We start from the raw sequence: 20,332 nt of genomic DNA on the forward strand, positions 1-20,332 counted from the left end.
CCGGCCGCCCGGCCCTGCCGGACCGACATAGCCCAGCCGTGCCCCGGTCGCGCGCCACTCGCGGCGGGCTCGCGCCCCCGCCGCTCGGCCCCGTCCGGCCAACCCCACCTCGGCCATGCCCCCTCGCGCACTCCTCACGGCGGCCCGCGACGCCCGCCACCCCAGCCCTCCCCGGCCAATGCCCCCGACCCCCCGACCCCTCGGCCCTCCACCCCCGGCCGCGCCCCCCACACGGCCCATCACCCACCCAACCGTCCGCCACCCTCCGTTCATCAACTGGTCACCTCCCGTCACCTGATCGCCGCCCCCGGCATGCGCCCACCCCCGTCCCCGCCTTCACTGCGAATCAAGGGCGACGGGATCCGTGCGGTGCGAGCGACGTGGAGGCGTGATGAGTGGGCGGCTGGTGTGGTGGTGGGCGGGATGACCGTGCCGGCCGACCGGGTCGAGCGTGGCCGGGCCGCTCGTAAGCGCGTCCCCCGGTCCGCGCACGGGACGTGGATCGTGCCCGTAGACCGGCCCGATCCCGTCGGCGTGCTGGAGCGGCAGGGGCGGGACCGGCTGCCCGAGCTGCTGCCGATCCGGTACGGGCGGATGGCCGCGTCCCCGTTCGCGTTCCTGCGCGGGTCCGCCGCCGTCATGGCCGCCGACCTCGCCGCCCAGCCGCACACCGGCCTCACCGTCCAGCTGTGCGGCGACGCCCACCTGCTCAACTTCGGGCTGTACGCCTCCCCGGAGCGCACGCTGCTGTTCGATCTGAACGACTTCGACGAGACCTTCCCCGGTCCCTTCGAGTGGGACGTCAAACGGCTCGCCGCATCCGTCGCCGTCGCCGGGCGCGAGAACGGGCACGAGGAGGGCAAGGTGCGGCGAGCAGTCGTCGAGGCCGTCGCCGCCTACCGGCTCAACATGCGCCGGCTGGCCCGGCACGGCGAACTCGCCGTCTGGTACGAGCGCATCGACGCCGAGAGCCTGCTGCCGCTGGCCCGCTCCGCGCGCCGCCGACGCCAGGTCGCCTCCAGCCTGACCAGGGCCCGGCGCCGCACCAGTCTGCAGGCCGTCGGCAAGCTGACCGAGGTCGTCGACGGGCGGCGACGTATCGTCAACGACCCGCCTCTGCTGGAACCCGCCGGCGCCTCCGACATGGCCTCCCTGCGCAAGATCTTCAGCGACTACCGCTCCACCCTCTCCGAGGAACGCCGCCTCCTCCTGGACCGCTACCGCTTCGTCGACGCCGCCCGCAAGGTCGTCGGCGTCGGCAGCGTCGGCATGCGCTGCTTCGTCGTACTGCTGGCCGGGCGGGACGCGGACGATCCGCTGTTCCTGCAGATCAAGGAGGCGCGGAAGTCCGTATTGGAGGAGCACCTGCCGAGCGGGCCGTACGTGCATCCCGGGCATCGGGTCGTGGCGGGTCAGCGGTTGTTGCAGGCCGCCGGCGACATCTTCCTGGGGTGGATGACCGGGCCCCAGGGGCGGGCCTTCTACTGGCGGCAGCTGCGCGACATGAAGGGCTCCGCGGACGTCGCCGGGATGAGCCCGGCCGATCTTCTCGGTTACGCCCGGCTGTGCGGTACCGCCCTGGCCCGTGCGCACGCCCGCTCCGGGGACCGGATCGCCATCGCCGCCTACCTGGGCGGTGCCGACACCTTCGAGCGGGCGGTCGCCGACTTCGCCCTCGCCTACGCCGGCCAGACCGTCGCCGACCACGCCGCCCTGGGCGCCGCCGTGGCCGCAGGTGTCGTCGGAGCGGCACCCGAAGTGTGACGCCGGGCCTACGCTGATCGAGTGCAGCCCTATGCGCCCGATTCGGACGGCTTCGAAGTCGTCGCCGTGGCCTCCTCGGCCGGCGGCATCCACGGTCTCGCCACCCTGCTCGGCGCCCTGGGTGAGCAGTTTCCGGTGCCGGTGCTGGTCGTCCAGCACCTCGACCCGCGCCACCGCACCGTCATCGCCGAGGTCCTGGACCGCCGTACCCCGCTGGATGTGAAACTCGCCGAGGACCGCGAGCAGACCCTGCCCGGCACGGCCTACATCGCGCCCCCCGACCGGCACCTGCTCGTCGGCTCCGACGGCATGCTCACCCTCACCGACACCGAGCTGGTCCACTTCGTGCGGCCCTCCGCCGACCTGCTCTTCGAGTCGGTCGCGGGGGCCTACGGGGCGCGCGCCATCGCGTGCGTGCTCACCGGGACCGGGCGCGACGGGGCGATGGGCGTGGACGCGGTCAAGTCGCGCGGGGGCACCGTGATCGTGCAGGATCCGGCGACCGCGGAGTTCCGCGGAATGCCCGATGCTGCGGTGGGTACGGGGAGAGTGGACTTCGTGCTACCTCTGGAGGAGATCCCCGCGGTGATCCGCGGGCTGGTCGAGACCAAGAGGCAGTAGCAGAGAAGTGGCGGAAGTGATGGGCGACGGACAGCCGGACGTGGAGACCGACGAGGAACTCGAGGAACTCCTCGGTTTCCTCAGGGACGCCCGCGGCTTCGACTTCACCGGGTACAAACGGTCCTCGCTGGGCCGCCGTATCCGCAAGCGGATGGCGGACGCGCAGGTCACGTCGTACACCGACTACCGCGATCGGCTGGAGACGAACGCGGACGAGTTCGACGCGCTGTTCAACACCATCCTGATCAACGTCACCTCCTTCTTCCGTGACCCCGATTCCTGGACCTTCATGCAGCGCGAGGTGCTGCCCGAGCTGCTCGCGCAGAGCGCGGCGGACGAGGAGATCCGGGTGTGGAGCGCGGGCTGCTCCAGCGGCGAGGAGGCTTACTCGCTGGCGATCATGTTCGCCGAGGCGCTCGGCCTGGACGAGACCCTGGAACGCGTCAAGATCTACGGCACCGACGTCGACGACGAGGCGCTGCGCGACGCCCGCTCCGGTCTGTATCAGGCCAAGGTCCTCAGCCCGCTCGCCCCCGACCTGCGGGACAAGTACTTCGAGCAGAACGGCGCCCGCTTCGGCTTCCGCCCCGATCTGCGCCGCCGGGTCATCTTCGGCCGGCACGACATCACCCGGGACGCCCCGATCTCCCGCCTCGACCTGCTGACCTGCCGCAACACGCTGATGTACTTCAATGTCGAGGCGCAGACCCAGATCGTCGACCGGTTCCACTTCGCGCTGCGCGAGGGCGGTTTCCTGTTCCTGGGCAAGGCCGAGATGCTGCTCAACGACGCCGAGAGGTTCGACGTGATGAGCATGCGCCAGCGCGTGTTCCGCAGGCGTCCGGGGGAGGCCGCGGCGCCTTACCAGCCCGCCCCGGTGAAGATCCGAGCCGGGTCGAGCGCCGGGCTGCACACAGTCGCCCGGCACCGGCAGCTGCGTGACCTCATCCTCGACGCCACACCCAGTCCCGCGGTGGCCGTGGACTCCGATGGCATGGTCATTCTGATCAACAGCCACGCGCGCGTGCAGTTCGGCCTCACCGCGAACGACGTCGGGCGCCCCTTCCAGGACCTGGAGATCTCCTACCGCCCGGTCGAGCTCCGTTCCCTGATCGAGCAGGCGGGCCACGAGCGGCGGACTCTCCGGGTCAACGGTGCGGAACGCAGGGTCGGTGAGGACGTGCAGTACTTCGACATCCTCGTCCAGCCCCTGGGCGGCCCCGACGCCATGTCTGCCGCCACCAACATCACCTTCACCGACGTCACGGTCACCACTCAGCTCAAGGCCGAGATCAAGCGGGTCCGCGAGGACCTGGAGACGGCGTACGAGGAACTCCAGTCCACCAACGAGGAACTGGAGACCACCAACGAGGAACTCCAGTCCAGCATCGAGGAGTTGGAGACGACGAACGAGGAACTCCAGTCCACCAACGAGGAACTGGAGACGACGAACGAGGAACTCCAGTCCGGCAACGAGGAACTGGAGACCATGAACGAGGAGATGCGGGTCCGCACCGAGGAGTTGGACGAGGCCCGCACCTTCCTGGAGGCCGTGCTGACCTCCATCGCCGCCGGAGTCGTCGTGCTCGACCAGAACATGAAGGTCAAGAGCTGGAACCGGGGCGCCGTCGACCTGTGGGGCCTGCGCCCCGACGAGGTCCTCGACCAGCCCTTCTACGGTCTCGACTTCGGGCTGCGCACCGAGCAGCTGCGCGAGGCCATCCAGCGCTGCGTCGAGACCGGCAAGCGCGGCGAGCCGCTGCCCGTCTCGGCCGTCAACCGGCTGGGCAGGTCGATCACCTGTCTGGTGCAGTGCAGCCCGTTCGACGCGCACCACGGCGGGGTCGTCCTGCTCATGGAAGAAGGCCGGACGAACGGCTCCGAGTGAGAGGCCGGGGCGTACGATTCCGGTATGGCCACCGAGAGCGGGGCCCAGGATTCCACGGCATCCGCGCAGCGGAAGGCCGCGGTGGCGCGTGCCCGTTCGGCACACGAGACCGCGCGTGCCGAGCACCACGAGAAGCTCGCCGGCGAAGCGGCCTCCGAGGTGCTGCGGGACATGCATCTGCGGATCGCCGAAGTTCACCGGTCCACGGCGGCCTGTCATCTGACCGCGGCCCGGCTCCAGGAGTCGTACTCGACCCGGCTCGCGAACTGGTCGGCGGCGCGCGACACCCCGCGGCCGCTGTTCATGGCCGGGGTCGCGGAGGCCTGCGGGACCAACAGCGCGGCCCTCACCCTGGTCGGGGCCACCCTCGACCAGCTCGCCCTCGCCGCCTCCGACGAACCGTCCCGGGCCGCCCAGGAGCTGGAGTTCCTGCTCGGCGAGGGCCCGGCCCGGGACGCGACGCAGGGAGTATGCCTGGTCACGGCGTCCGGCCTGGCGCTGCGCGACCGCTGGCCCGGGTACGGTCCGGCGGTCGGCGAACTCGGCATCGGCGAGGTGGCCGCCGTACCCCTCAGTCTCTCGGGGACATGCGTCGGGGCCCTGGCGGTGTTCGACCCCGCCCCCGGCGTCGTCGACTCGGCCACCTTCACCGACCTCGCCGACGCCATCACCCGCTCCATGATCCTCGGTACGGACGGTGACCCCGGCCTGTACGACGATCTCGACCTGCGCGCACTGGTGCACCAGGCCGCCGGCATGGTCTCCGTGCAGCTCGACTGCTCGGTGCCCGACGCCCTGGAAATGATCAAGGCGCATGCGTTCGCCGAGGGAGTCTCCGCGCACGCGGTGGCCGACCGGATCGTGCGGGGCCTGCTGTGTCTCGGCTGAGGGGGCCGGCGGCCCCGAGGTGAAGGGAAGCTCATGACCAAGCCCGTGTCACCGCGGCGGCTGGCGAAGGCGTTCGTCGAGCTCGCCGCGAGCGCGGTCACGGACGGCAATGATCCGACCGGCCTCCTTGAGGCCCTCGCGGCCCAGGGAGCCGAACTGCTCGACGGCTGCGCGGTCATCGTGCTGTACGCCCCCGACGAGCGCACCCCGGCCCGGGTGACCGGCACCGGCGAGGAGCTCATGCGGCTGGCCCAGGACGCCCTCGCCTGGGACGAGGGGCCCGGACCGGAGGCACGCCGCACCGGCCGGACGGTGCCCGACACACCCCTGGCCGGCGACCGGGCCCGGCGCGAGTGGCCGCGCTACGGCCCGCGCGCACTGGCGCTCGGCTACGGCCGGGCCGCCGCGCTGCCCCTGCAGGCCGGCGAGGACACCGTGGGCGCCCTGGTCCTGCTGGGCCGCGGCACCGCGCCGCTGTCCGCGGAGCTCCTGGAGCTGGGCCAGTCGCTCACCGAGGCGGCGGGCTGGAACCTCGCCCAGGACCGGCTGCTGCGGGAGAGCCGCGCCCTCGCCGACCAGCTGGGCCAGGCGCTGAGCAGCCGTATCGTCATCGAACAGGCCAAAGGCTCGCTCGCGGCCCGGCACTCCATCACGGTCGACGAGGCCTTCCACGTCCTGCGCTCCCACGCTCGCTCCCAGCGCCGCCGGCTGACGGAGGTGGCCCGGGAGGTGGTGGAGCAGCGGCTGGAGCTGCGGGTGGAGTAAGCCCGCGGTCTAGGAAGCCGCGCCCGCTTCCGCGCCCGATGCCGCCGCGGCCGTCTCTTCGCCCTGCGCCGCCTTGATCGCCTCGCGCAGGTGCTCCTCCTCGGCGTTGCTCAGCGAGGTCTGCACCAACTGGCCGCCGAACGGGGTGAGTTGCGGGATCACCTTGTCCGTCGCCGCGTTCTTGACCAGCACGAACAGGGCCGCTGCGCCGGGCCGCAGATTCTGGCTGAGGTCCCTCATGAAGTTGTCGTTGATGCCCGTGTCGGTCATCGCGCCTCCGGCCGCCCCGGCCGCCGCACCCACCGCCGCGCCGAGCAGCGGAGCCAGGAACAGCATCCCGATCAGGCCACCCCACAGCGCGCCTCCGGCCGCCCCCGTCGCCGTGTGGTTGACGGCCTGGTGCAGCTTGATCTTCCCGTCGTCGCGCCGCTCGACGACCACCGCGTCATCCAGCTCGACCAGATGCTGCTTGGACAGCTCGAACAGCTTCTCGCGCACCTGGTTGGCGGTCGCGAGGTCGTTGTACGCGACGACGAAGAGATTGCTCATGGCGAGCCCCTTATGCCGGATCAGTCCATTTCCCGTGTCCCGCTCGACTCTAGGACGGAGAAAAAGGAGATGCACGCCGAGTGATCGCGTCCGTACTCTGGACACACGTTGCGGAGCCGCCCACCACCGGTTCCGGCAGGACAGGCATCGTCTGCCGGACTCGGGGCTACTCTCTACGCACCGACGGAGGGACGCTCATCCCCCAGCGCCCCGTCGGCATGCACCGACACCAACACCGCTCGTACACACCCACGCCCACGGAGGCCCGTCATGGGCACCATCTTGATATCCGGGACCATCGTCCTGGCCCTCCTAGGATTCGGAAACCACGTCTGGTGGCTCGCCGCGGCCGGCGTCTTCTTCCTGTACATGCAGTACGGGCGGGACGGCGGCGCGCAGTCCTCGTCGTCCGGGGGATCCTCGTCGTCCTCGTCGGGGTCCATGCCCGCGTCGTACCAGGCCTACCGCAAGCGCCGTGACCAGCAGGCCAAGTGGGAGCGCCGCTACCGCCGCGAGCGCCCCCTGGAGACCCGCCGTCAGGAGCGCGACAGGAGCAAGTAGCCCTACAGGCCGGGGGCGCCCCACACGGGGAACCACCGGCTGAGGTCCTGCTCCATCTTCAGGTCGCCCGCGAGAGCCGCCTTGACCTGCAGTTCCAGTGCGTTGTCGCGCCGCTGTCCGTCACCGGGCAGCGGCGCGAACGGATAGAACGTGCCGCGCTTGTAGAGGTAGACCAGCGCGAGCCGCCGGCCGCCCTCGCCCTCGAACCCGGCCAGTGAGCACAGCAGTTGCGGGCCGAAGCCGTTGACCTCCATCGAACTGTTCACCGCGTGCAGGTCGTTGACCAGGTCGGACAGCTGCTCGGGGGAGCGGCGGGAGACCAGCCAGGAGTAGCCGTACGTGTCCTGGCTGAGCTCGACCGGCGGGCCGTCCCGGTCGGCGTCCGCGTCCAGCAGGGCCTGGACCTCCCGGTGCGTCTGCTCGAAGGCGGCGCCCTCGACCGTGGCGAAGCACACCGCACCCGTGCCGGTCGGTGTAAAGCCGGCCGCGGCCTCGAGGGTCACGGCCGCCGACGGCAGTCCGAAGAGCTGGTCCAGATCGGGCAGCGCCGGCTTGGTACGGCCGAGCAGGATGTCCAAGAGCCCCATGCATCACGCCTTTCCGGGGTTGTCCGGGGTGGCCGCCTCCCCCAACTCCGCGGAGATCCGGCCGAGTTGGTCGAGGCGCTGTTCCAGGGTCGGGTGGGTCGAGAAGAACCGCTCGACGCCGGGCTCCTTGCCGGTGGCCGGCGTGAAGTAGAAGGCGTTGAAGGCCTGGGCGGTGCGCAGGTCCTTGGTCGGGATCCGGGCGATGTCGCCGGAGACCTTGGTCAGCGCGGAGGCGAGCACCGAGGGCCGCCCGGTGAGCAGCGCGGCCGCCCGGTCGGCGGCCAGCTCCCGGTACCGGGACAGGGCCCTGATCAGCAGGAAGCTGATCGCGTACACGGCCGCGGACACGCCCATCACGGCGGCGAAGATCACGGCGGTGTTCTGGTCGCGCCGCCCACCGCCGAACAGCTGGCTGTAGAAGGCGAACCGTACGATGAGCCCGGCGATCACACCGAGGAACGAGGCAATCGTGATCACGGCGACGTCCTTGTGCGCCACGTGCGACAGCTCGTGCGCGAGCACGCCCTCCAGCTCGGCCGGCTCAAGCCGCCGCAGCAGCCCGGTGGTCACGCAGACCACCGCGTGATCCGGGTTCCGCCCGGTGGCGAAGGCGTTCGGCATGTCCATCTCGGACACGGCGACGACCGGCTTGGGCATGTCGGCGATCGCACACAGCCGGTCCACCACCGCGTGCAGCTCGGGATACTCCTCGCGCTCCACGACCCGCCCGCGCATGGCGAACATCGCGATCCGGTCGGAGAACCAGAACTGCGCGACGAACATCGCCGCCATCAGCACGACGACCAGCAACCAGGACTTCAGCAACACGATCAGCGCGGCGACGAACGCCACGTACAGCAACCCGAGCAGGAACATCGTGACCGTCATCCGCACGGTCAGCCGCCGGTCGCTCCGGAAGCGGCTCTGCATCTGCATCACCCCGCAGTCAGGCACTCGTCCCGCTGTCCAGTGTGCACCCGCCCACTCCCATGAAGTGGTTCCGATCAGCCCTAGTAGCAGCAAAAGGTCCTAATGAGGTCCCTAGTAGGGAGCCCTGAAATTGCTGTACCCGAGCAGCAGGATGATCGCCGCGACGGATCCCAGCACGATCACCGTCGACACCCACGAGGACCGCCGCGGCGCCACAGGCTCGGGATCGGCCCGGAAGGGCTGCGGCTCGGGCGGATTCTCCCTCCACCGAGCAGCCAGCATCCGCGCCCGCGCCGAGGGCTCCTTGTGCTCGGCACCATCGGCCCACCGAATGTCGAACTCCCGCTCGTCATCGTCCTGTTGCGACATCCCCGCGTCTCCCCGTCACCCTGTCGAACAGCTGTGCAGAAAACCATACGACGGCGCCCCCGTCCCGGGAAACCGGAACGGGGGCGCCGTCGTCAGACCGTCTGCGACGCGTCGATCACACGTCGAAGTACAGCTCGAACTCGTGCGGGTGCGGACGCAGCTGCAGCGGGGCGATCTCGTTGGCGCGCTTGAAGTCGATCCACGTCTCGATCAGGTCGGACGTGAAGACGTCACCGGCGAGAAGGAACTCGTGGTCGCGCTCCAGGGAGTCGAGGACGGCCGGGAGGGACGTCGGGACCTGGGCGACGTTCGCGTGCTCCTCGGGAGCCAGCTCGTAGAGGTCCTTGTCGATCGGCTCGGCCGGCTCGATCTTGTTCTTGATGCCGTCCAGGCCCGCGAGGAGCAGCGCCGAGAAGGCGAGGTACGGGTTGCCGGAGGAGTCGGGCGCGCGGAACTCGACGCGCTTGGCCTTCGGGTTGGAGCCCGTGATCGGGATACGCATGGCCGCGGAGCGGTTGCGCTGCGAGTACACCAGGTTGATCGGCGCCTCGAAGCCGGGGACCAGGCGGTGGTACGAGTTCACCGTCGGGTTGGTGAAGGCCAGCAGCGACGGGGCGTGCTTGAGGATGCCGCCGATGTAGTAGCGGGCGGTGTCCGACAGGCCCGCGTAGCCGGCCTCGTCGTAGAACAGCGGGTCGCCGTTGGCCCACAGCGACTGGTGGACGTGCATGCCCGAGCCGTTGTCGCCGAAGATCGGCTTCGGCATGAAGGTCGCGGTCTTGCCGTTGCGCCAGGCCACGTTCTTCACGATGTACTTGAAGAGCTGGAGGTCGTCCGCGGCCGAGAGCAGCGTGTTGAACTTGTAGTTGATCTCCGCCTGGCCGGCGGTGCCCACCTCGTGGTGCTGGCGCTCGACCTGGAGGCCGGCCCTGCCCAGCTCCAGGGAGATCTCGGCGCGCAGGTCGGCGAAGTGGTCGACCGGCGGGACCGGGAAGTAGCCGCCCTTGTAGCGGACCTTGTAGCCCCGGTTGTCCTCCAGCGCGCCCGTGTTCCAGGCACCCGCCTCGGAGTCGATGTGGTAGAAGCTCTCGTTCGCGGACGTGGCGAAACGGACGCTGTCGAAGACGTAGAACTCCGCCTCCGGGCCGAAGTACGCCGTGTCGGCGATGCCCGTCGACGCCAGGTAGGCCTCGGCCTTCTTCGCCACGTTGCGCGGGTCGCGGGAGTACTGCTCGCCCGTGATCGGGTCGTGGATGAAGAAGTTGATGTTCAGCGTCTTGTCACGGCGGAAGGGGTCGACCCGGGCGGTCGACAGGTCCGCGCGCAGCGCCATGTCGGACTCGTGGATGGCCTGGAAACCACGGATCGACGAGCCGTCGAACGCGAGCTCCTCGTCCGGGTCGAACGCCTCGACGGGCACCGTGAAGTGCTGCATGACGCCCGGCAGGTCGCAGAAGCGGACGTCGACGAACTTGACGTCCTCGTCCGCGATGAACTTCTTGGCCTCGTCGGCGTTCTGGAACATCCAGCTCCTCCTACTCCCGACCGTCCCGCCGGGGTGGTAGTTCGTTCGTGCGGCCAGTGCGGTGGCACACGCTGACCTCGACACTAGGGACGCGTGATTTCTCGGGCGTGACCCATTTGTTTCGCACAAGTTAACCGGACCTCGCCCGGTTGACCCCACCTGTCCGTATCCCGAAACGGTGGCAGTACCGTGGACGCGTGGACAAGAGGGAAGCAGTTGGGTCGTGGCTCTCGGGCCCCCGCGCGGCCGCGGAGGATGCCGGTGTCGACTTCGGATACCGCGGTGAGCGGCTGGGTCTGCCGGAGGAGGGACCGGGCTCGATCGCCCGTCCCGGCCGCCGGATCGGCGCCCTGGTCGTGGACTGGGGCCTGTGCCTCTTGATCGCATACGGCCTGATCACGCACGGCTACGACCAGGCGACCGGCAACTGGGCCCTGCTCGTCTTCTTCCTGCTCGGAGCTCTGACCGTCGGCACCGTCGGCTTCACCCCGGGCAAGCGCCTCTTCGGCCTCCGCGTGGTCGCCCTGGCCACCGGCCGCCCGAGCCCCCTGCGCGCCCTGCTGCGCACGGCCCTGCTGTGCATCGCCATCCCCGCCCTGATCTGGGACCGCGACGGCCGGGGCCTGCACGACCAGCTGGCCCGCACGGTCGAACTCCGGATCTGAACCCGCGTACACATGACGAAGGGGCGCCCGGATCACCGGGCGCCCCTTGTTTCGTACGAGGATTCAGCGGGCCTTTCCGCCGCCCTTCGGCAGCTTCATGCCCTTCGGCATCGGACCCTTCGGCAGCGGCATGTTGCTCATCAGGTCGCCCATCGCGCGCAGCCGGTCGTTCGTGGCCGTCACCTGCGGACCGGTCAGGACCCGCGGCAGCTTCAGCATGGTCGTGCGGACCTTCTTCAGCTCGACCTGGCCCTCGCCCGTGCCCACGATGATGTCGTGCACCGGCACGTCCGCGACGATACGGTTCATCTTCTTCTTCTCGGCGGCCACCAGAGTCTTCACCCGGTTCGGGTTGCCCTCGGCCACCAGCACGATGCCGGCCTTGCCGACAGCCCGGTGCACCACGTCCTGGCTGCGGTTCATCGCCACCGCCGGAGTCGTGGTCCAGCCCCGGCCGATGTTGTCGAGCACGGCCGCGGCTGCGCCCGGCTGGCCCTCCATCTGCCCGAAGGCCGCCCGCTCGGCCCGGCGCCCGAACACGATCGCCGTCGCGAGGAAGGCGAGGAACAGGCCCAGGATGCCGAGATAGATGGGGTGACCGATCAAGAAACCGATCGCGAGAAAGACACCCAAGGTGATGATGCCGACAGCCGCGAGTACAAGACCGATCTTCTTGTCGGCCTTGCGGGTCATCTTGTACGTCAGGGCGATCTGCTTCAGTCGCCCGGGGTTAGCGGCGTCCGCCGCATTGTCCTTCCTCGCCATGCCCCGCAGTCTACGTGGCCCCGGGAGTGCCGACGACGGCAGTGCCCGACGGAGCGGGGGGAGGGAGGATCAGGGGCGGATCGTGGTGACCTGGTCCAGGACACGCTGTGCCTCGACCCGGTCCTTGGCGCGGCGTCGGTCCTCGAGGACGGAGGTCCAGGCGTTGCGGCGGGCGGTGCGCTGGCCGCTGCTCATGAGCAGCGACTCGACGGCACGCAGTGCATCGGTGAACGACGGGATGGCGGTGGCGCGAACGGGCGCGGCCTGCATAGTGGAGGTCCCCCCTAGGAACGGCTCTGGACGGGAGTGCACGTGGTGTGATTCCAGGGTCACTGTTTGGTGTTACCAGGGCGTGACCGACCGGTCAAACACCAATGAAGCCTTGATACGGGGGCCGGAAACGCTGACGCGGCCCTGATGTCCGCCCTCATCTGCGAGGACGTTCAGGACCGCGTCGAACTGGCCGTTACTGGCGGGTAGTTGCTTGTGCTCGGATTCACACGCCCCGCGTGGCACTCCGTGCCATCAGACCGCCTGCGAGGCGACGTACGCGCCACCCCGCTGCGGAGCAGCTGATTGACGCAGCTCGATGGCCATCTGGTAGAGCCGGCCGGCCCGGTACGAGGACCGCACCAGCGGGCCGGACATGACCCCGGAGAAGCCGATCTGCTCGGCCTCCTCCTTCAGCTCCACGAACTCCTGCGGCTTCACCCAGCGTTCGACGGGGTGGTGGCGCACGGACGGGCGCAGGTACTGCGTGATGGTGACCAGCTCGCAGCCGGCCTCGTGCAGCTGGCGCAGCGCGTCGCTGACCTCCTCGCGGGTCTCGCCCATGCCGAGGATGAGGTTCGACTTGGTGACCAGGCCGTAGTCGCGGGCGGCCGTGATGACCTTGAGCGAGCGGTCGTAGCGGAAGCCGGGGCGGATGCGCTTGAAGATCCGGGGGACCGTCTCGACGTTGTGCGCGAAGACCTCGGGGCGCGAGGAGAAGACCTCTTCGAGCTGCTCCGGGACGGCGTTGAAGTCGGGGGCGAGCAGTTCGACCTTCGTCCGCCCGGCCTCCCGCTCAGCCGTCTGCTGGTGGATCTGGCGCACCGTCTCCGCGTACAGCCAGGCACCGCCGTCGGCCAGATCGTCGCGGGCGACGCCGGTGATGGTGGCGTAGTTCAGGTCCATGGTGACCACGGACTCGCCGACGCGGCGCGGCTCGTCACGGTCGAGCGCCTCGGGCTTGCCGGTGTCGATCTGGCAGAAGTCGCAGCGCCGGGTGCACTGGTCGCCGCCGATGAGGAAGGTCGCCTCGCGGTCCTCCCAGCACTCGTAGATGTTCGGGCAGCCGGCTTCCTGGCAGACCGTGTGCAGGCCCTCGCTCTTCACGAGGTTCTGCATCTTGGTGTACTCGGGGCCCATTTTCGCCCGGGTCTTGATCCACTCGGGCTTGCGCTCGATGGGGGTCTGGCTGTTGCGGACCTCCAGGCGCAGCATCTTGCGTCCGTCGGGTGCGACTGCGGACACGACCGGCTCCCTAGCGATTGATTCTTCGGCGTGCTCAAGGGTACGCCCGTGGATTTGAAAGCCGACGGCCTGTCTCAGGCCGCCGGTGTCTTCTCGATCACCCTCGGCCGCAGGTCCGCGTTCCCCAGTACGTCCGTCAAGTGCCGCTCGGCGACGGGCAGCACGTCGGCGATCGTGAGGTCGCGGCCCAGCTCGTGCGCGAGCGAGGTCACGCCCGCGTCGCGGATGCCGCAGGGGATGATCTTGTCGAAGCTGGAGGTGTCCGGGTTCACGTTCAGGGCGAAGCCGTGCATGGTGACGCCCTTGGCGACGCGGATGCCCATGGCGCAGATCTTGCGGTCCTCGCGCCGCTGGCCCGCGTTCGAGGGCGCGTACTCGGGGCCGTTGAGCCGCGGGTCGAACTCCTCGTCGGTCAGCCGGGGGTCGAAGTCGAGGGAGAGACCGCCCAGGGCGGGGCGCTTGTCCACCGGGTCGCCCAGCACCCAGACGCCCGCCCGGCCCTCGACCCGGCTGGTCTCGACGCCGAACTCCGCGCAGACCCGGATCATCGCCTCTTCGAGCCGGCGCAGATGCGCGACCACGTCCACGGGACGCGGCAGCTTCTGGATCGGGTAGCCGACCAGCTGGCCGGGGCCGTGCCAGGTGATCTTGCCGCCGCGGTCCACGTCGACGACCGGAGTGCCGTCGAGGGGGCGCTCGTTGTCCGCCGTGCGCCGGCCCGCCGTGTACACCGGCGGGTGCTCCAGCATCAGCACGGTGTCCGGGATCTCGTCGGCGAAGCGCGCCGCGTGCACCCGGCGCTGCTCGTCCCACGCCACCTGGTAGTCCACGGCCTCGGCACCGAATCCCATACGGACGAACCGCAGCTCACTCACGGCAAGCGCCTCCCTAGACGGTCGTAAGGCACGAAACATGCCTACGCCACTGTACGACTCGCCGTTGCGCGTCAGCCGTGCGGCCAATCCTCACACGATCGGATGAACGAGCGTCGAAGTGTGCGATCACCTGCTCACTCTCCGCTACATTCGCGCCGTCCTATAGAGGCCATAAGGGCTGCTCACAGGCAATCCGGGCAGGAGACACCACCGCAGATGACGGAACGACCCGCGCAGCGCACCCCCAACCGCCAGCTCGCCGCGCTCATCGCAGAAGCGGGGTTCTCCAACGCGGGACTCGCCCGTCGCGTGGACCAGCTCGGTCTCGAACACGGGCTTGATCTGAGATACGACAAGACATCGGTCACCCGATGGCTGCGCGGCCAGCAGCCCAGAGGTACGACCCCCGCCCTCATCGCAGAGGTCTTCACGCGGCGGCTGGGGCGCCGTCTGACCGCGCAGGATCTCGGTCTGGACGCCTGTGCGCCGGTGTACGCCGGGCTGGAGTTCGCCGGCACCCCGGAGGAGGCCGTCGACATCGTCGGCGGGCTGTGGCGCAAGGACTCGGGCAGCCACGCCGAGCTCCGCAAGATCGCGTTCACCCCGGCCGGGCTCGTGGTGCCCAGCCGGGACTGGCTGATCGGCCGCGCCGACGACAAGGTGGCCCGCGGCGAACAGCCCGCCGCCCGCGTCCCCGCGCAGGGCCGCCCCGCGGTCCCGCGCCAGCGCGGCCAGGGCGAGCGCGGCCCCGGCCAGAAGGTCACCGGCGGGGACATCGCCGCGCTGCGCTCGGTCGGCGAACTCTTCCGCACCCTCGACGACAAGTACGGCGGCGGCCACGCCCGCCAGGCCCTCGTGCGCTACCTGGAGCACGAGTGCGAGCCGATGCTGCGCGGCACGTACGGCGAGCAGACCGGCCGCAAGCTGTTCGCCGCCGCGGCCGACCTCACGAGGCTCGCGGGCTGGACGTCGTACGACATCGCGGCGCACGGGCTCGCCCAGCGGTACTTCGTGCAGGCGCTGCGGCTCGCGCAGGCCGCGGGTGACCGGGCGTACGGCTCCTATGTCCTCGTCACCATGAGCCGGCAGGCCGTGTATCTCGGGCACGGGCGCGAGGCGGTGCAGCTCGCGCGGGTGGCGCAGCAGGGGGTGGGGACCAACGCGCCGCCCGTCCTGCAGGCGTTGCTGCACGCGGCCGAGGCGCGCGGGCACGGGGTGCTGGGGGAGGTGCGGAACTGCACGGGCTCGCTGGTTCGGGCGGAGCGCGCGCTGGAGGCGGCGCGCTCCGGGGACGAAGTGCCGTACTGGGCGCGGTTCTTCGACGAGGCGCAGCTGGCGGACGAGTTCGGGCACGCGCACCGGGACCTTCAGCAGTTCCGGGCGGCGGCGCAGCATGCGGAGCGGTCGCTGCAGTTGCGTGCGCCCGCGTACGCCCGCAGCCGGCTCTTCTGCCGCATCGTGCTGGCCTCCGCCCGGCTCGGCCTGGGGGAGCTGGACCAGGCCTGTGCGCTGGGGGCGGAGGCGGCGGGGGCCGCGGCCGAGATGAGGTCGGTGCGGGCGGTCGAGTACGTGCGGGACTTCGAGCGCCGGTTGGAGCCGTACAAGGACGCGGCGCCGGTACGGGGTTATCGGGACAAGGTGGCGGCGTTGGGTTAGGCCGCCTGCGTAGCGGGAACCGGATCCGCCCTGTGCATCGAGCCCGCCGCCTCCAAGTCCGCCAGGATCGCTGTCGTCGCCCTGTGGGACGAGTGGAGGGCGCCCTGGACCGTGCTGGTGTCCCGGTGGTCGCCGCAGACGTACAGGCCTGCCAGGAGGCGTACCGGGCGGCGCAGGTCGTGGGGTGGGCGCATGGCGGGGACCGCCTCGGGGGCGTGGTGGACGGCCAGGGTCTCCCAGCGGGTCGTCGACGTGCCGTACAGGCGGGCGAGGTGGATGCGTACGGCCGTGTCCAGGTCGGGTGGCGGCGGGCCGAGGACCGTCGAGGAGATCAGGGCGCGGCCCTCGGGGGCGCGGCTCGGGTCCACCCGGCTCACCACCGCCGTGTGGGCCACCGGGCCGCCCCGGTCCGCGTCGAGGAGCAGGGCCGCTCCGGTCCCCGGCGGATCGTCGGTCGTGTGGTGGACCACCGTCAGCGCATGGAAGTCGGGGACGCGCAGGCCGGGCAGCAGGGCGGCCGCGGCCCTCGCGTCGGTCGCCACCAGGACGGCCCGGCAGGCGATCTCGCCGTGCTCCGCCGTGGTCACCGAGTTCGTCGAGACCGAGGTGACGCGGACGCCGGTGTGCACCGTGCCCGGCGGCAGTGTCCGGGCCAGGAGCTCCGGCAGCATCTCGGCGCCGCCCTCCGGCAGGCACAGCCGCCCGCCCGCGAAGGCGCGCAGCGCGAGGTCCGCGCAGCGGCTGGACGTCGTCAGCTCCGGGTCGCAGAGCAGCGCGGCCAGGAGCGGGCGCAGGAAGCCGTCGACCGTGCGGGCGGGGACTCCGCGGGCCGCCAGGGCCTGGCCCGCGGGCAACTCCGGGCGGGACAGCAGCCGTTCGACCGGCATGCCTGCCAGCCGGGCCAGCGCCGCGCCGAGCCGGGCCTGGTCCATCGCGCTGCCGAGCGGGGCGCTCGCCCGGGGCGCGCTCTTCGCGGGGGCGCTCGCCAGGGCGCGTACGGCATGAAGTGCGCCCCTTGCGCTCCCCGCGCCCTGGGCGCCCGCCCGGTGGTGCCGGCCGTCGCTGTGCAGCAGGACACCCGGCGCGAAGGGGCTTAGGACCAGTCCGTCGAGGCCCGGTGTCAGGCGTAGTTCCGGGTACGAAGTGGAGAGGAGCTGCCCGATGCGGTCGAGCCGGAATCCGTCGACCTTCTCCGTCGACATCCGGCCCCCGACCCAAGGGGCGGCCTCCAGGACCGCGGTCGTCACTCCTGCGCTGGTCAGCCGATGGGCCGCCGACAGGCCGGCCACCCCGGCCCCCACGACGACCACTTCCGCCTGGTACGCGGGCTCAAGCACGTGCCCCTCCTCGAGGTTGCGCGGCCGGTGGAGACGTCATGCCCCCAACAGGCTCCGGGGATACCCGAGTTCGGGTCGAGGTTAGGGCTGTGATCGGTCAAGAACAGTCGCGCATGCACAGGGCACGGTCGCACAACGGTCGCATGCGGTCCTTGGGCCGTCCGGCCCTTGACGCCCGGCGTCGGCCCTTTCCCTTCGGGAGCCCGCTACGCCGCCCGGATCGCCCCCTCGATGTCCGGGAACGCGAACGTGAACCCGGACTCCAGCAGCCGCTTCGGCACCACCCGCGCGCTGCCCAGCACATCCCCGGCCATCTCGCCGAGCACGGTCCGCAGCACCGGCGCCGGGACCGTGAACAGCGTGGGCCGGTGCAGCACGCGCCCCATCGCCGCGGTGATCTCACGGTTCGTCAGCGGGGTCGGCGCGGTCACGTTGAACGGCCCGGACAGCCCGTCGGTGTCGATGAGGTGCCGGATCGCGGCCACTTCGTCGTGCAGCGAGACGTACGACCAGTACTGGCGCCCGTCGCCCATCCGCCCCCCGAGCCCGGCCTTGAACAGCGGGAACAGCTTCCCCCAGGCCCCGCCCCCGCGGCCCACCACAAGTCCCGTACGCACGAACGCGGTCCGCACCCCGGCCAACTGCGCGGGCGCCGCTGCCCCCTCCCACTCGACGCACAGCTCCGGCAGGAACCCGCTGCCGGCCGGTGAGTCCTCGTCGACGATCCGGTCGCCGGTCTCGCCGTAGTACCCCATCGCGCTGCCGTTCACGAACACCCGCGGCTTCTCGTCCATGGCGGCGATCGCCTCGGCCAGCGCCGTCGTGCCGTGCACCCGGCTGGACCGGATCCGGGCCTTGTAGGTGTCCGTCCAGCGGCGGTCGCCGACTCCCGCGCCCGCGAGGTTGACCACGGCGTCGCAGCCGGCGAGCCCGGCCGCGTCCACCCGCTTGCCCTCCGGGTCCCAGCGGACCTCGCTCTTCGACCGGGGCTCGTGGCGCACCAGGCGCACCACGTCGTGGCCGTCGGCGGTCAGGGACCGCACCAGGGCGCCGCCGATCAGTCCGGACGCTCCGGCCACCGCGATTCGGGATCGTTCCATGCGGGCCATTCTGCTCCGTACCTGCGTGAAAACCCCGTCGGGTCCCTGCCGGGCGCCCCTTAGGCTGGCGGTCATGCCAGCTCCGCACATACGTCACGCCACCCTCGACGACGAGGACGCGCTGGGCCGCCTCGACCGTGTCACCTGGTCCCCGCTGCACTCCGTCCAGCCGCGTCCGCAGCCGCCGTACGAGCCCTTCTACAACGAGCGGTTCGGGCCGCGGGACCATCTGGTCGCCGAGTTGGACGGCGCGGTCGTCGGGTATGTCCGGCTGGGGTATCCGACGCCGCTCGCCTGCAACGCGCACGTCCGCCAGATCCAGGGGCTCGCCGTCGCCGAGGAGGCGCGCGGCGCGGGGGTCGGGCGGGCGCTGCTGCGGGCCGTGCGCGACGAGGCGCGCCGGCAGGGCGCACGCCGGCTCACCCTGCGCGTCCTCGGGCACAACGTCCCGGCCCGGGCGCTCTACGAGGCCGAGGGGTTCGTGGTGGAGGGCGTGCTGCCCGGCGAGTTCCTGCTGGACGGGGAGTACGTGGACGACGTCCTCATGGGGTGCAGTCTCTGACCTGGTCGGCGTCGGCGGCCGTACGACGCCGCCGTACGACGTAGTAGAGGGCGCCTCCGGCCGCGAGCAGGGAGATCAGGAAGAACACGGGCACGGGGGCCTCCGGGATCGCTGGGGACGGGCCCCTTCATGATCCGGGAGGCGGGCGCGCTACGACGTGACCAGATCGCCCGTGTCCACCGCCGCCGTCGCGTTCGCCGCGCGGGTGGCGTCGGAGGACACCTCGGCGGCGGTGAGGACGTAACCCGTCTCGTCGTCGGAGGTCGAGCGGGCGAAGACGACGCCGTAGACCCGGCCGCCGGTGGTCAGCAGGGGGCCGCCGGAGTTGCCGGGGCGGACGGTGGAGCGGATCGAGTAGATCTCGCGGGTCACCGTGGAGTCGCTGTAGATGTTCTGGCCGGTCGCCCGGACCCGGTTGGCGACCGTCGCCGCCTGGAGGTTGAGGTCGCCGTCCTGCGGATAGCCCGCGACCACCGCGGAGTCGCCGCGCGCCGCGCTGCCGTCGAACTTCAGGACCGGCGCGCTCAGCCCGGGCACGTACAGCACGGCCACGTCCTTGTCCGGATCGAAGAGCACCACCCGTGCCTCGTACGACCGTCCGACCCCGCCGATCCGCACGCTCGGGTCGTCGATGCCGGCCACCACGTGCGCGTTCGTCATCACGTGCTCGCGCGCGTACACGAAGCCGCTGCCCTCGCGGCCCTGGTTGCCCGAGACGCCCTCGATCTTCACGGTGCTCAGCTTGGCGGCGTTCGTCGCGGCCGCGGTGACGCTGTCGCCGGTGGGCTTGGCGACCTCGGCCGTCGACTCGTTCTCGAAGGGGTTGAAGACCTGCGGGAAGCCCGCCTGGGTGAGCGCGGAGGTGGCCCGGGAGAACCAGGTGGGTGTCGTGTCCGGCATGACGTCCTGCACGGATCGCAGCAGCGTCGAGTCCCTGATCGCCGTAGTGACCAGCGGGGACGAGGAGGCGCCGAGGACGCTCGCGGCCACCCAGGCGACGATGAGCACGGCGATCGAGTTGGCCGCGGCGCCGCCTATGCCGTCGGCGACCCTGAGCGGTCCCTGGTCCAGCTCCCGCCGCAGCCTGAGCGCCAGCCGCCCGGCCAGCTCGTGTCCCACCACCGCCGGGACCAGCACGGTCAGCACCGCGGTGACCGTCGCCGCGGTGGTCCCGGCCGTCGTCAGGTCCATCATCCAGGGCAGCACCCACACGCCGACGACCGCGCCGCCCACGAACCCGGCCAGCGAGACACAGCCGGCGACCAGTCCGCGCCGGTACCCGGATGCCGCGTAGGCCAGAACCACCAGCATCAGCAGGATGTCGAGCAGGTCCACGGAGCCGCCTCTCTCTCAGATCCCCCGAGGGGGTGTCGTCACATTCCCCTCTGCTCCGCGACGCCCGGCACGCGC

At 71.0% G+C, this 20,332-nt stretch carries 21 protein-coding genes; 9 read left to right on the top strand and 12 right to left on the bottom strand.

Annotation, left to right across the window (positions count from 1 at the left end; all coding sequences use genetic code 11):
- Nucleotides 1-423: 423 nt before the first annotated feature.
- Genes ABZ848_RS47585 through ABZ848_RS47605 form a run of 5 tightly spaced genes read left to right on the top strand, consistent with a single transcriptional unit; the run spans nucleotide 424 to nucleotide 5,926 of the window.
- Nucleotides 424-1,764 (top strand): DUF2252 domain-containing protein, encoded by a 1,341-nt coding sequence (locus ABZ848_RS47585; RefSeq protein ID WP_360842827.1) that lies wholly within the window; start codon nucleotides 424-426, stop codon nucleotides 1,762-1,764.
- A gap of 21 nt (nucleotides 1,765-1,785) precedes the next feature.
- The gene (locus ABZ848_RS47590; protein WP_360842830.1) at nucleotides 1,786-2,385 is read left to right on the top strand and encodes a chemotaxis protein CheB; all 600 of its coding nucleotides are present in this window, start codon (nucleotides 1,786-1,788) and stop codon (nucleotides 2,383-2,385) included.
- Nucleotides 2,386-2,404: 19 nt separating this feature from the next.
- Nucleotides 2,405-4,273: a CheR family methyltransferase gene (locus ABZ848_RS47595; RefSeq protein ID WP_360842832.1), complete on the top strand. Its 1,869-nt coding sequence runs from the start codon at nucleotides 2,405-2,407 to the stop codon at nucleotides 4,271-4,273.
- Between the two features lie 24 nt (nucleotides 4,274-4,297).
- Nucleotides 4,298-5,161: an ANTAR domain-containing protein gene (locus ABZ848_RS47600; RefSeq protein ID WP_360842835.1), complete on the top strand. Its 864-nt coding sequence runs from the start codon at nucleotides 4,298-4,300 to the stop codon at nucleotides 5,159-5,161.
- Nucleotides 5,162-5,194: 33 nt separating this feature from the next.
- Complete coding sequence (locus tag ABZ848_RS47605) at nucleotides 5,195-5,926, top strand: GAF and ANTAR domain-containing protein (RefSeq protein ID WP_360842838.1); 732 nt, start codon at nucleotides 5,195-5,197, stop codon at nucleotides 5,924-5,926.
- 9 nt (nucleotides 5,927-5,935) lie between these two features.
- On the opposite strand, the gene ABZ848_RS47610 is transcribed toward ABZ848_RS47605, so the two are convergent.
- Nucleotides 5,936-6,475: a DUF1269 domain-containing protein gene (locus ABZ848_RS47610; RefSeq protein ID WP_360842840.1), complete on the bottom strand. Its 540-nt coding sequence runs from the start codon at nucleotides 6,473-6,475 to the stop codon at nucleotides 5,936-5,938.
- A gap of 270 nt (nucleotides 6,476-6,745) precedes the next feature.
- On the opposite strand from ABZ848_RS47610, the gene ABZ848_RS47615 reads away from it, so the two are divergent.
- The gene (locus tag ABZ848_RS47615; RefSeq protein ID WP_360842843.1) at nucleotides 6,746-7,036 is read left to right on the top strand and encodes a hypothetical protein; all 291 of its coding nucleotides are present in this window, start codon (nucleotides 6,746-6,748) and stop codon (nucleotides 7,034-7,036) included.
- Between the two features lie 2 nt (nucleotides 7,037-7,038).
- On the opposite strand, the gene ABZ848_RS47620 is transcribed toward ABZ848_RS47615, so the two are convergent.
- From ABZ848_RS47620 to glnA, 4 genes are all read right to left on the bottom strand, one after another.
- Nucleotides 7,039-7,623 carry a hypothetical protein gene (locus tag ABZ848_RS47620; RefSeq protein WP_360842845.1) on the bottom strand — a complete coding sequence of 195 codons (585 nt, stop codon included), beginning with the start codon at nucleotides 7,621-7,623 and terminating at the stop codon, nucleotides 7,039-7,041.
- 3 nt (nucleotides 7,624-7,626) lie between these two features.
- On the bottom strand, nucleotides 7,627-8,559 hold the full coding sequence (gene htpX, locus ABZ848_RS47625) for a zinc metalloprotease HtpX (RefSeq protein ID WP_360842847.1): 933 nt from the start codon (nucleotides 8,557-8,559) through the stop codon (nucleotides 7,627-7,629).
- 105 nt (nucleotides 8,560-8,664) lie between these two features.
- The gene (locus ABZ848_RS47630; RefSeq protein WP_360842850.1) at nucleotides 8,665-8,922 is read right to left on the bottom strand and encodes a hypothetical protein; all 258 of its coding nucleotides are present in this window, start codon (nucleotides 8,920-8,922) and stop codon (nucleotides 8,665-8,667) included.
- A 115-nt stretch (nucleotides 8,923-9,037) separates the two neighbouring features.
- Nucleotides 9,038-10,447, bottom strand: a complete 1,410-nt coding sequence (gene glnA / locus ABZ848_RS47635) for a type I glutamate--ammonia ligase (RefSeq protein WP_360842852.1) — start codon at nucleotides 10,445-10,447, stop codon at nucleotides 9,038-9,040.
- A gap of 197 nt (nucleotides 10,448-10,644) precedes the next feature.
- On the opposite strand from glnA, the gene ABZ848_RS47640 reads away from it, so the two are divergent.
- The gene (locus tag ABZ848_RS47640) at nucleotides 10,645-11,112 is read left to right on the top strand and encodes an RDD family protein (RefSeq protein WP_360842855.1); all 468 of its coding nucleotides are present in this window, start codon (nucleotides 10,645-10,647) and stop codon (nucleotides 11,110-11,112) included.
- Nucleotides 11,113-11,175: 63 nt separating this feature from the next.
- Here the strand turns inward: ABZ848_RS47640 and ABZ848_RS47645 are convergent, their stop codons facing one another.
- The 4 genes from ABZ848_RS47645 to lipB form a co-directional block, all read right to left on the bottom strand.
- Nucleotides 11,176-11,877, bottom strand: coding sequence for a DUF4191 domain-containing protein (locus tag ABZ848_RS47645; RefSeq protein WP_360842857.1), 702 nt, complete (start codon nucleotides 11,875-11,877; stop codon nucleotides 11,176-11,178).
- A gap of 69 nt (nucleotides 11,878-11,946) precedes the next feature.
- Complete coding sequence (locus ABZ848_RS47650; protein ID WP_242760802.1) at nucleotides 11,947-12,147, bottom strand: hypothetical protein; 201 nt, start codon at nucleotides 12,145-12,147, stop codon at nucleotides 11,947-11,949.
- A gap of 255 nt (nucleotides 12,148-12,402) precedes the next feature.
- A complete protein-coding gene (gene lipA, locus ABZ848_RS47655) occupies nucleotides 12,403-13,392 on the bottom strand; it encodes a lipoyl synthase (protein ID WP_360842861.1) in 990 nt (329 codons plus the stop codon).
- Nucleotides 13,393-13,466: 74 nt separating this feature from the next.
- A complete protein-coding gene (lipB, locus tag ABZ848_RS47660) occupies nucleotides 13,467-14,267 on the bottom strand; it encodes a lipoyl(octanoyl) transferase LipB (RefSeq protein WP_360842864.1) in 801 nt (266 codons plus the stop codon).
- 216 nt (nucleotides 14,268-14,483) lie between these two features.
- On the opposite strand from lipB, the gene ABZ848_RS47665 reads away from it, so the two are divergent.
- Complete coding sequence (locus tag ABZ848_RS47665; RefSeq protein ID WP_360842866.1) at nucleotides 14,484-15,923, top strand: regulator; 1,440 nt, start codon at nucleotides 14,484-14,486, stop codon at nucleotides 15,921-15,923.
- On the opposite strand, the gene ABZ848_RS47670 is transcribed toward ABZ848_RS47665, so the two are convergent.
- Nucleotides 15,920-17,260 carry an NAD(P)/FAD-dependent oxidoreductase gene (locus ABZ848_RS47670; protein ID WP_360842869.1) on the bottom strand — a complete coding sequence of 447 codons (1,341 nt, stop codon included), beginning with the start codon at nucleotides 17,258-17,260 and terminating at the stop codon, nucleotides 15,920-15,922. The genes ABZ848_RS47665 and ABZ848_RS47670 overlap by 4 nt on opposite strands.
- 206 nt (nucleotides 17,261-17,466) lie before the next feature.
- Complete coding sequence (locus ABZ848_RS47675; RefSeq protein WP_360842872.1) at nucleotides 17,467-18,360, bottom strand: TIGR01777 family oxidoreductase; 894 nt, start codon at nucleotides 18,358-18,360, stop codon at nucleotides 17,467-17,469.
- Between the two features lie 73 nt (nucleotides 18,361-18,433).
- On the opposite strand from ABZ848_RS47675, the gene ABZ848_RS47680 reads away from it, so the two are divergent.
- On the top strand, nucleotides 18,434-18,922 hold the full coding sequence (locus ABZ848_RS47680; protein WP_360842875.1) for a GNAT family N-acetyltransferase: 489 nt from the start codon (nucleotides 18,434-18,436) through the stop codon (nucleotides 18,920-18,922).
- A 150-nt stretch (nucleotides 18,923-19,072) separates the two neighbouring features.
- Here ABZ848_RS47680 and ABZ848_RS47685 read toward each other — a convergent pair whose 3' ends face one another.
- Nucleotides 19,073-20,257, bottom strand: coding sequence for a MarP family serine protease (locus ABZ848_RS47685; RefSeq protein WP_360842878.1), 1,185 nt, complete (start codon nucleotides 20,255-20,257; stop codon nucleotides 19,073-19,075).
- Nucleotides 20,258-20,332 lie beyond the last annotated feature (75 nt).

It is taken from the genome of Streptomyces sp. NPDC047081, from assembly GCF_040643775.1.
Classification (GTDB): Bacteria; Actinomycetota; Actinomycetes; order Streptomycetales; family Streptomycetaceae; genus Streptomyces.

Excerpts from the sequence above, each read along its gene's own strand:
- ABZ848_RS47585 (WP_360842827.1), top strand. The coding sequence starts at position 424 with ATGACCGTGCCGGCCGACCGGGTCGAGCGTGGCCGGGCCGCTCGTAAG.
- ABZ848_RS47595 (WP_360842832.1), top strand. The coding sequence starts at position 2,405 with ATGGGCGACGGACAGCCGGACGTGGAGACCGACGAGGAACTCGAGGAA.
- ABZ848_RS47600 (WP_360842835.1), top strand. The coding sequence starts at position 4,298 with ATGGCCACCGAGAGCGGGGCCCAGGATTCCACGGCATCCGCGCAGCGG.
- ABZ848_RS47605 (WP_360842838.1), top strand. The coding sequence starts at position 5,195 with ATGACCAAGCCCGTGTCACCGCGGCGGCTGGCGAAGGCGTTCGTCGAG.
- ABZ848_RS47610 (WP_360842840.1), bottom strand. The coding sequence starts at position 6,475 with ATGAGCAATCTCTTCGTCGTCGCGTACAACGACCTCGCGACCGCCAAC.
- ABZ848_RS47615 (WP_360842843.1), top strand. The coding sequence starts at position 6,746 with ATGGGCACCATCTTGATATCCGGGACCATCGTCCTGGCCCTCCTAGGA.
- ABZ848_RS47620 (WP_360842845.1), bottom strand. The coding sequence starts at position 7,623 with ATGGGGCTCTTGGACATCCTGCTCGGCCGTACCAAGCCGGCGCTGCCC.
- htpX (WP_360842847.1), bottom strand. The coding sequence starts at position 8,559 with ATGCAGATGCAGAGCCGCTTCCGGAGCGACCGGCGGCTGACCGTGCGG.
- ABZ848_RS47630 (WP_360842850.1), bottom strand. The coding sequence starts at position 8,922 with ATGTCGCAACAGGACGATGACGAGCGGGAGTTCGACATTCGGTGGGCC.
- glnA (WP_360842852.1), bottom strand. The coding sequence starts at position 10,447 with ATGTTCCAGAACGCCGACGAGGCCAAGAAGTTCATCGCGGACGAGGAC.
- ABZ848_RS47645 (WP_360842857.1), bottom strand. The coding sequence starts at position 11,877 with ATGGCGAGGAAGGACAATGCGGCGGACGCCGCTAACCCCGGGCGACTG.
- ABZ848_RS47650 (WP_242760802.1), bottom strand. The coding sequence starts at position 12,147 with ATGCAGGCCGCGCCCGTTCGCGCCACCGCCATCCCGTCGTTCACCGAT.
- ABZ848_RS47665 (WP_360842866.1), top strand. The coding sequence starts at position 14,484 with ATGACGGAACGACCCGCGCAGCGCACCCCCAACCGCCAGCTCGCCGCG.
- ABZ848_RS47675 (WP_360842872.1), bottom strand. The coding sequence starts at position 18,360 with ATGGAACGATCCCGAATCGCGGTGGCCGGAGCGTCCGGACTGATCGGC.
- ABZ848_RS47680 (WP_360842875.1), top strand. The coding sequence starts at position 18,434 with ATGCCAGCTCCGCACATACGTCACGCCACCCTCGACGACGAGGACGCG.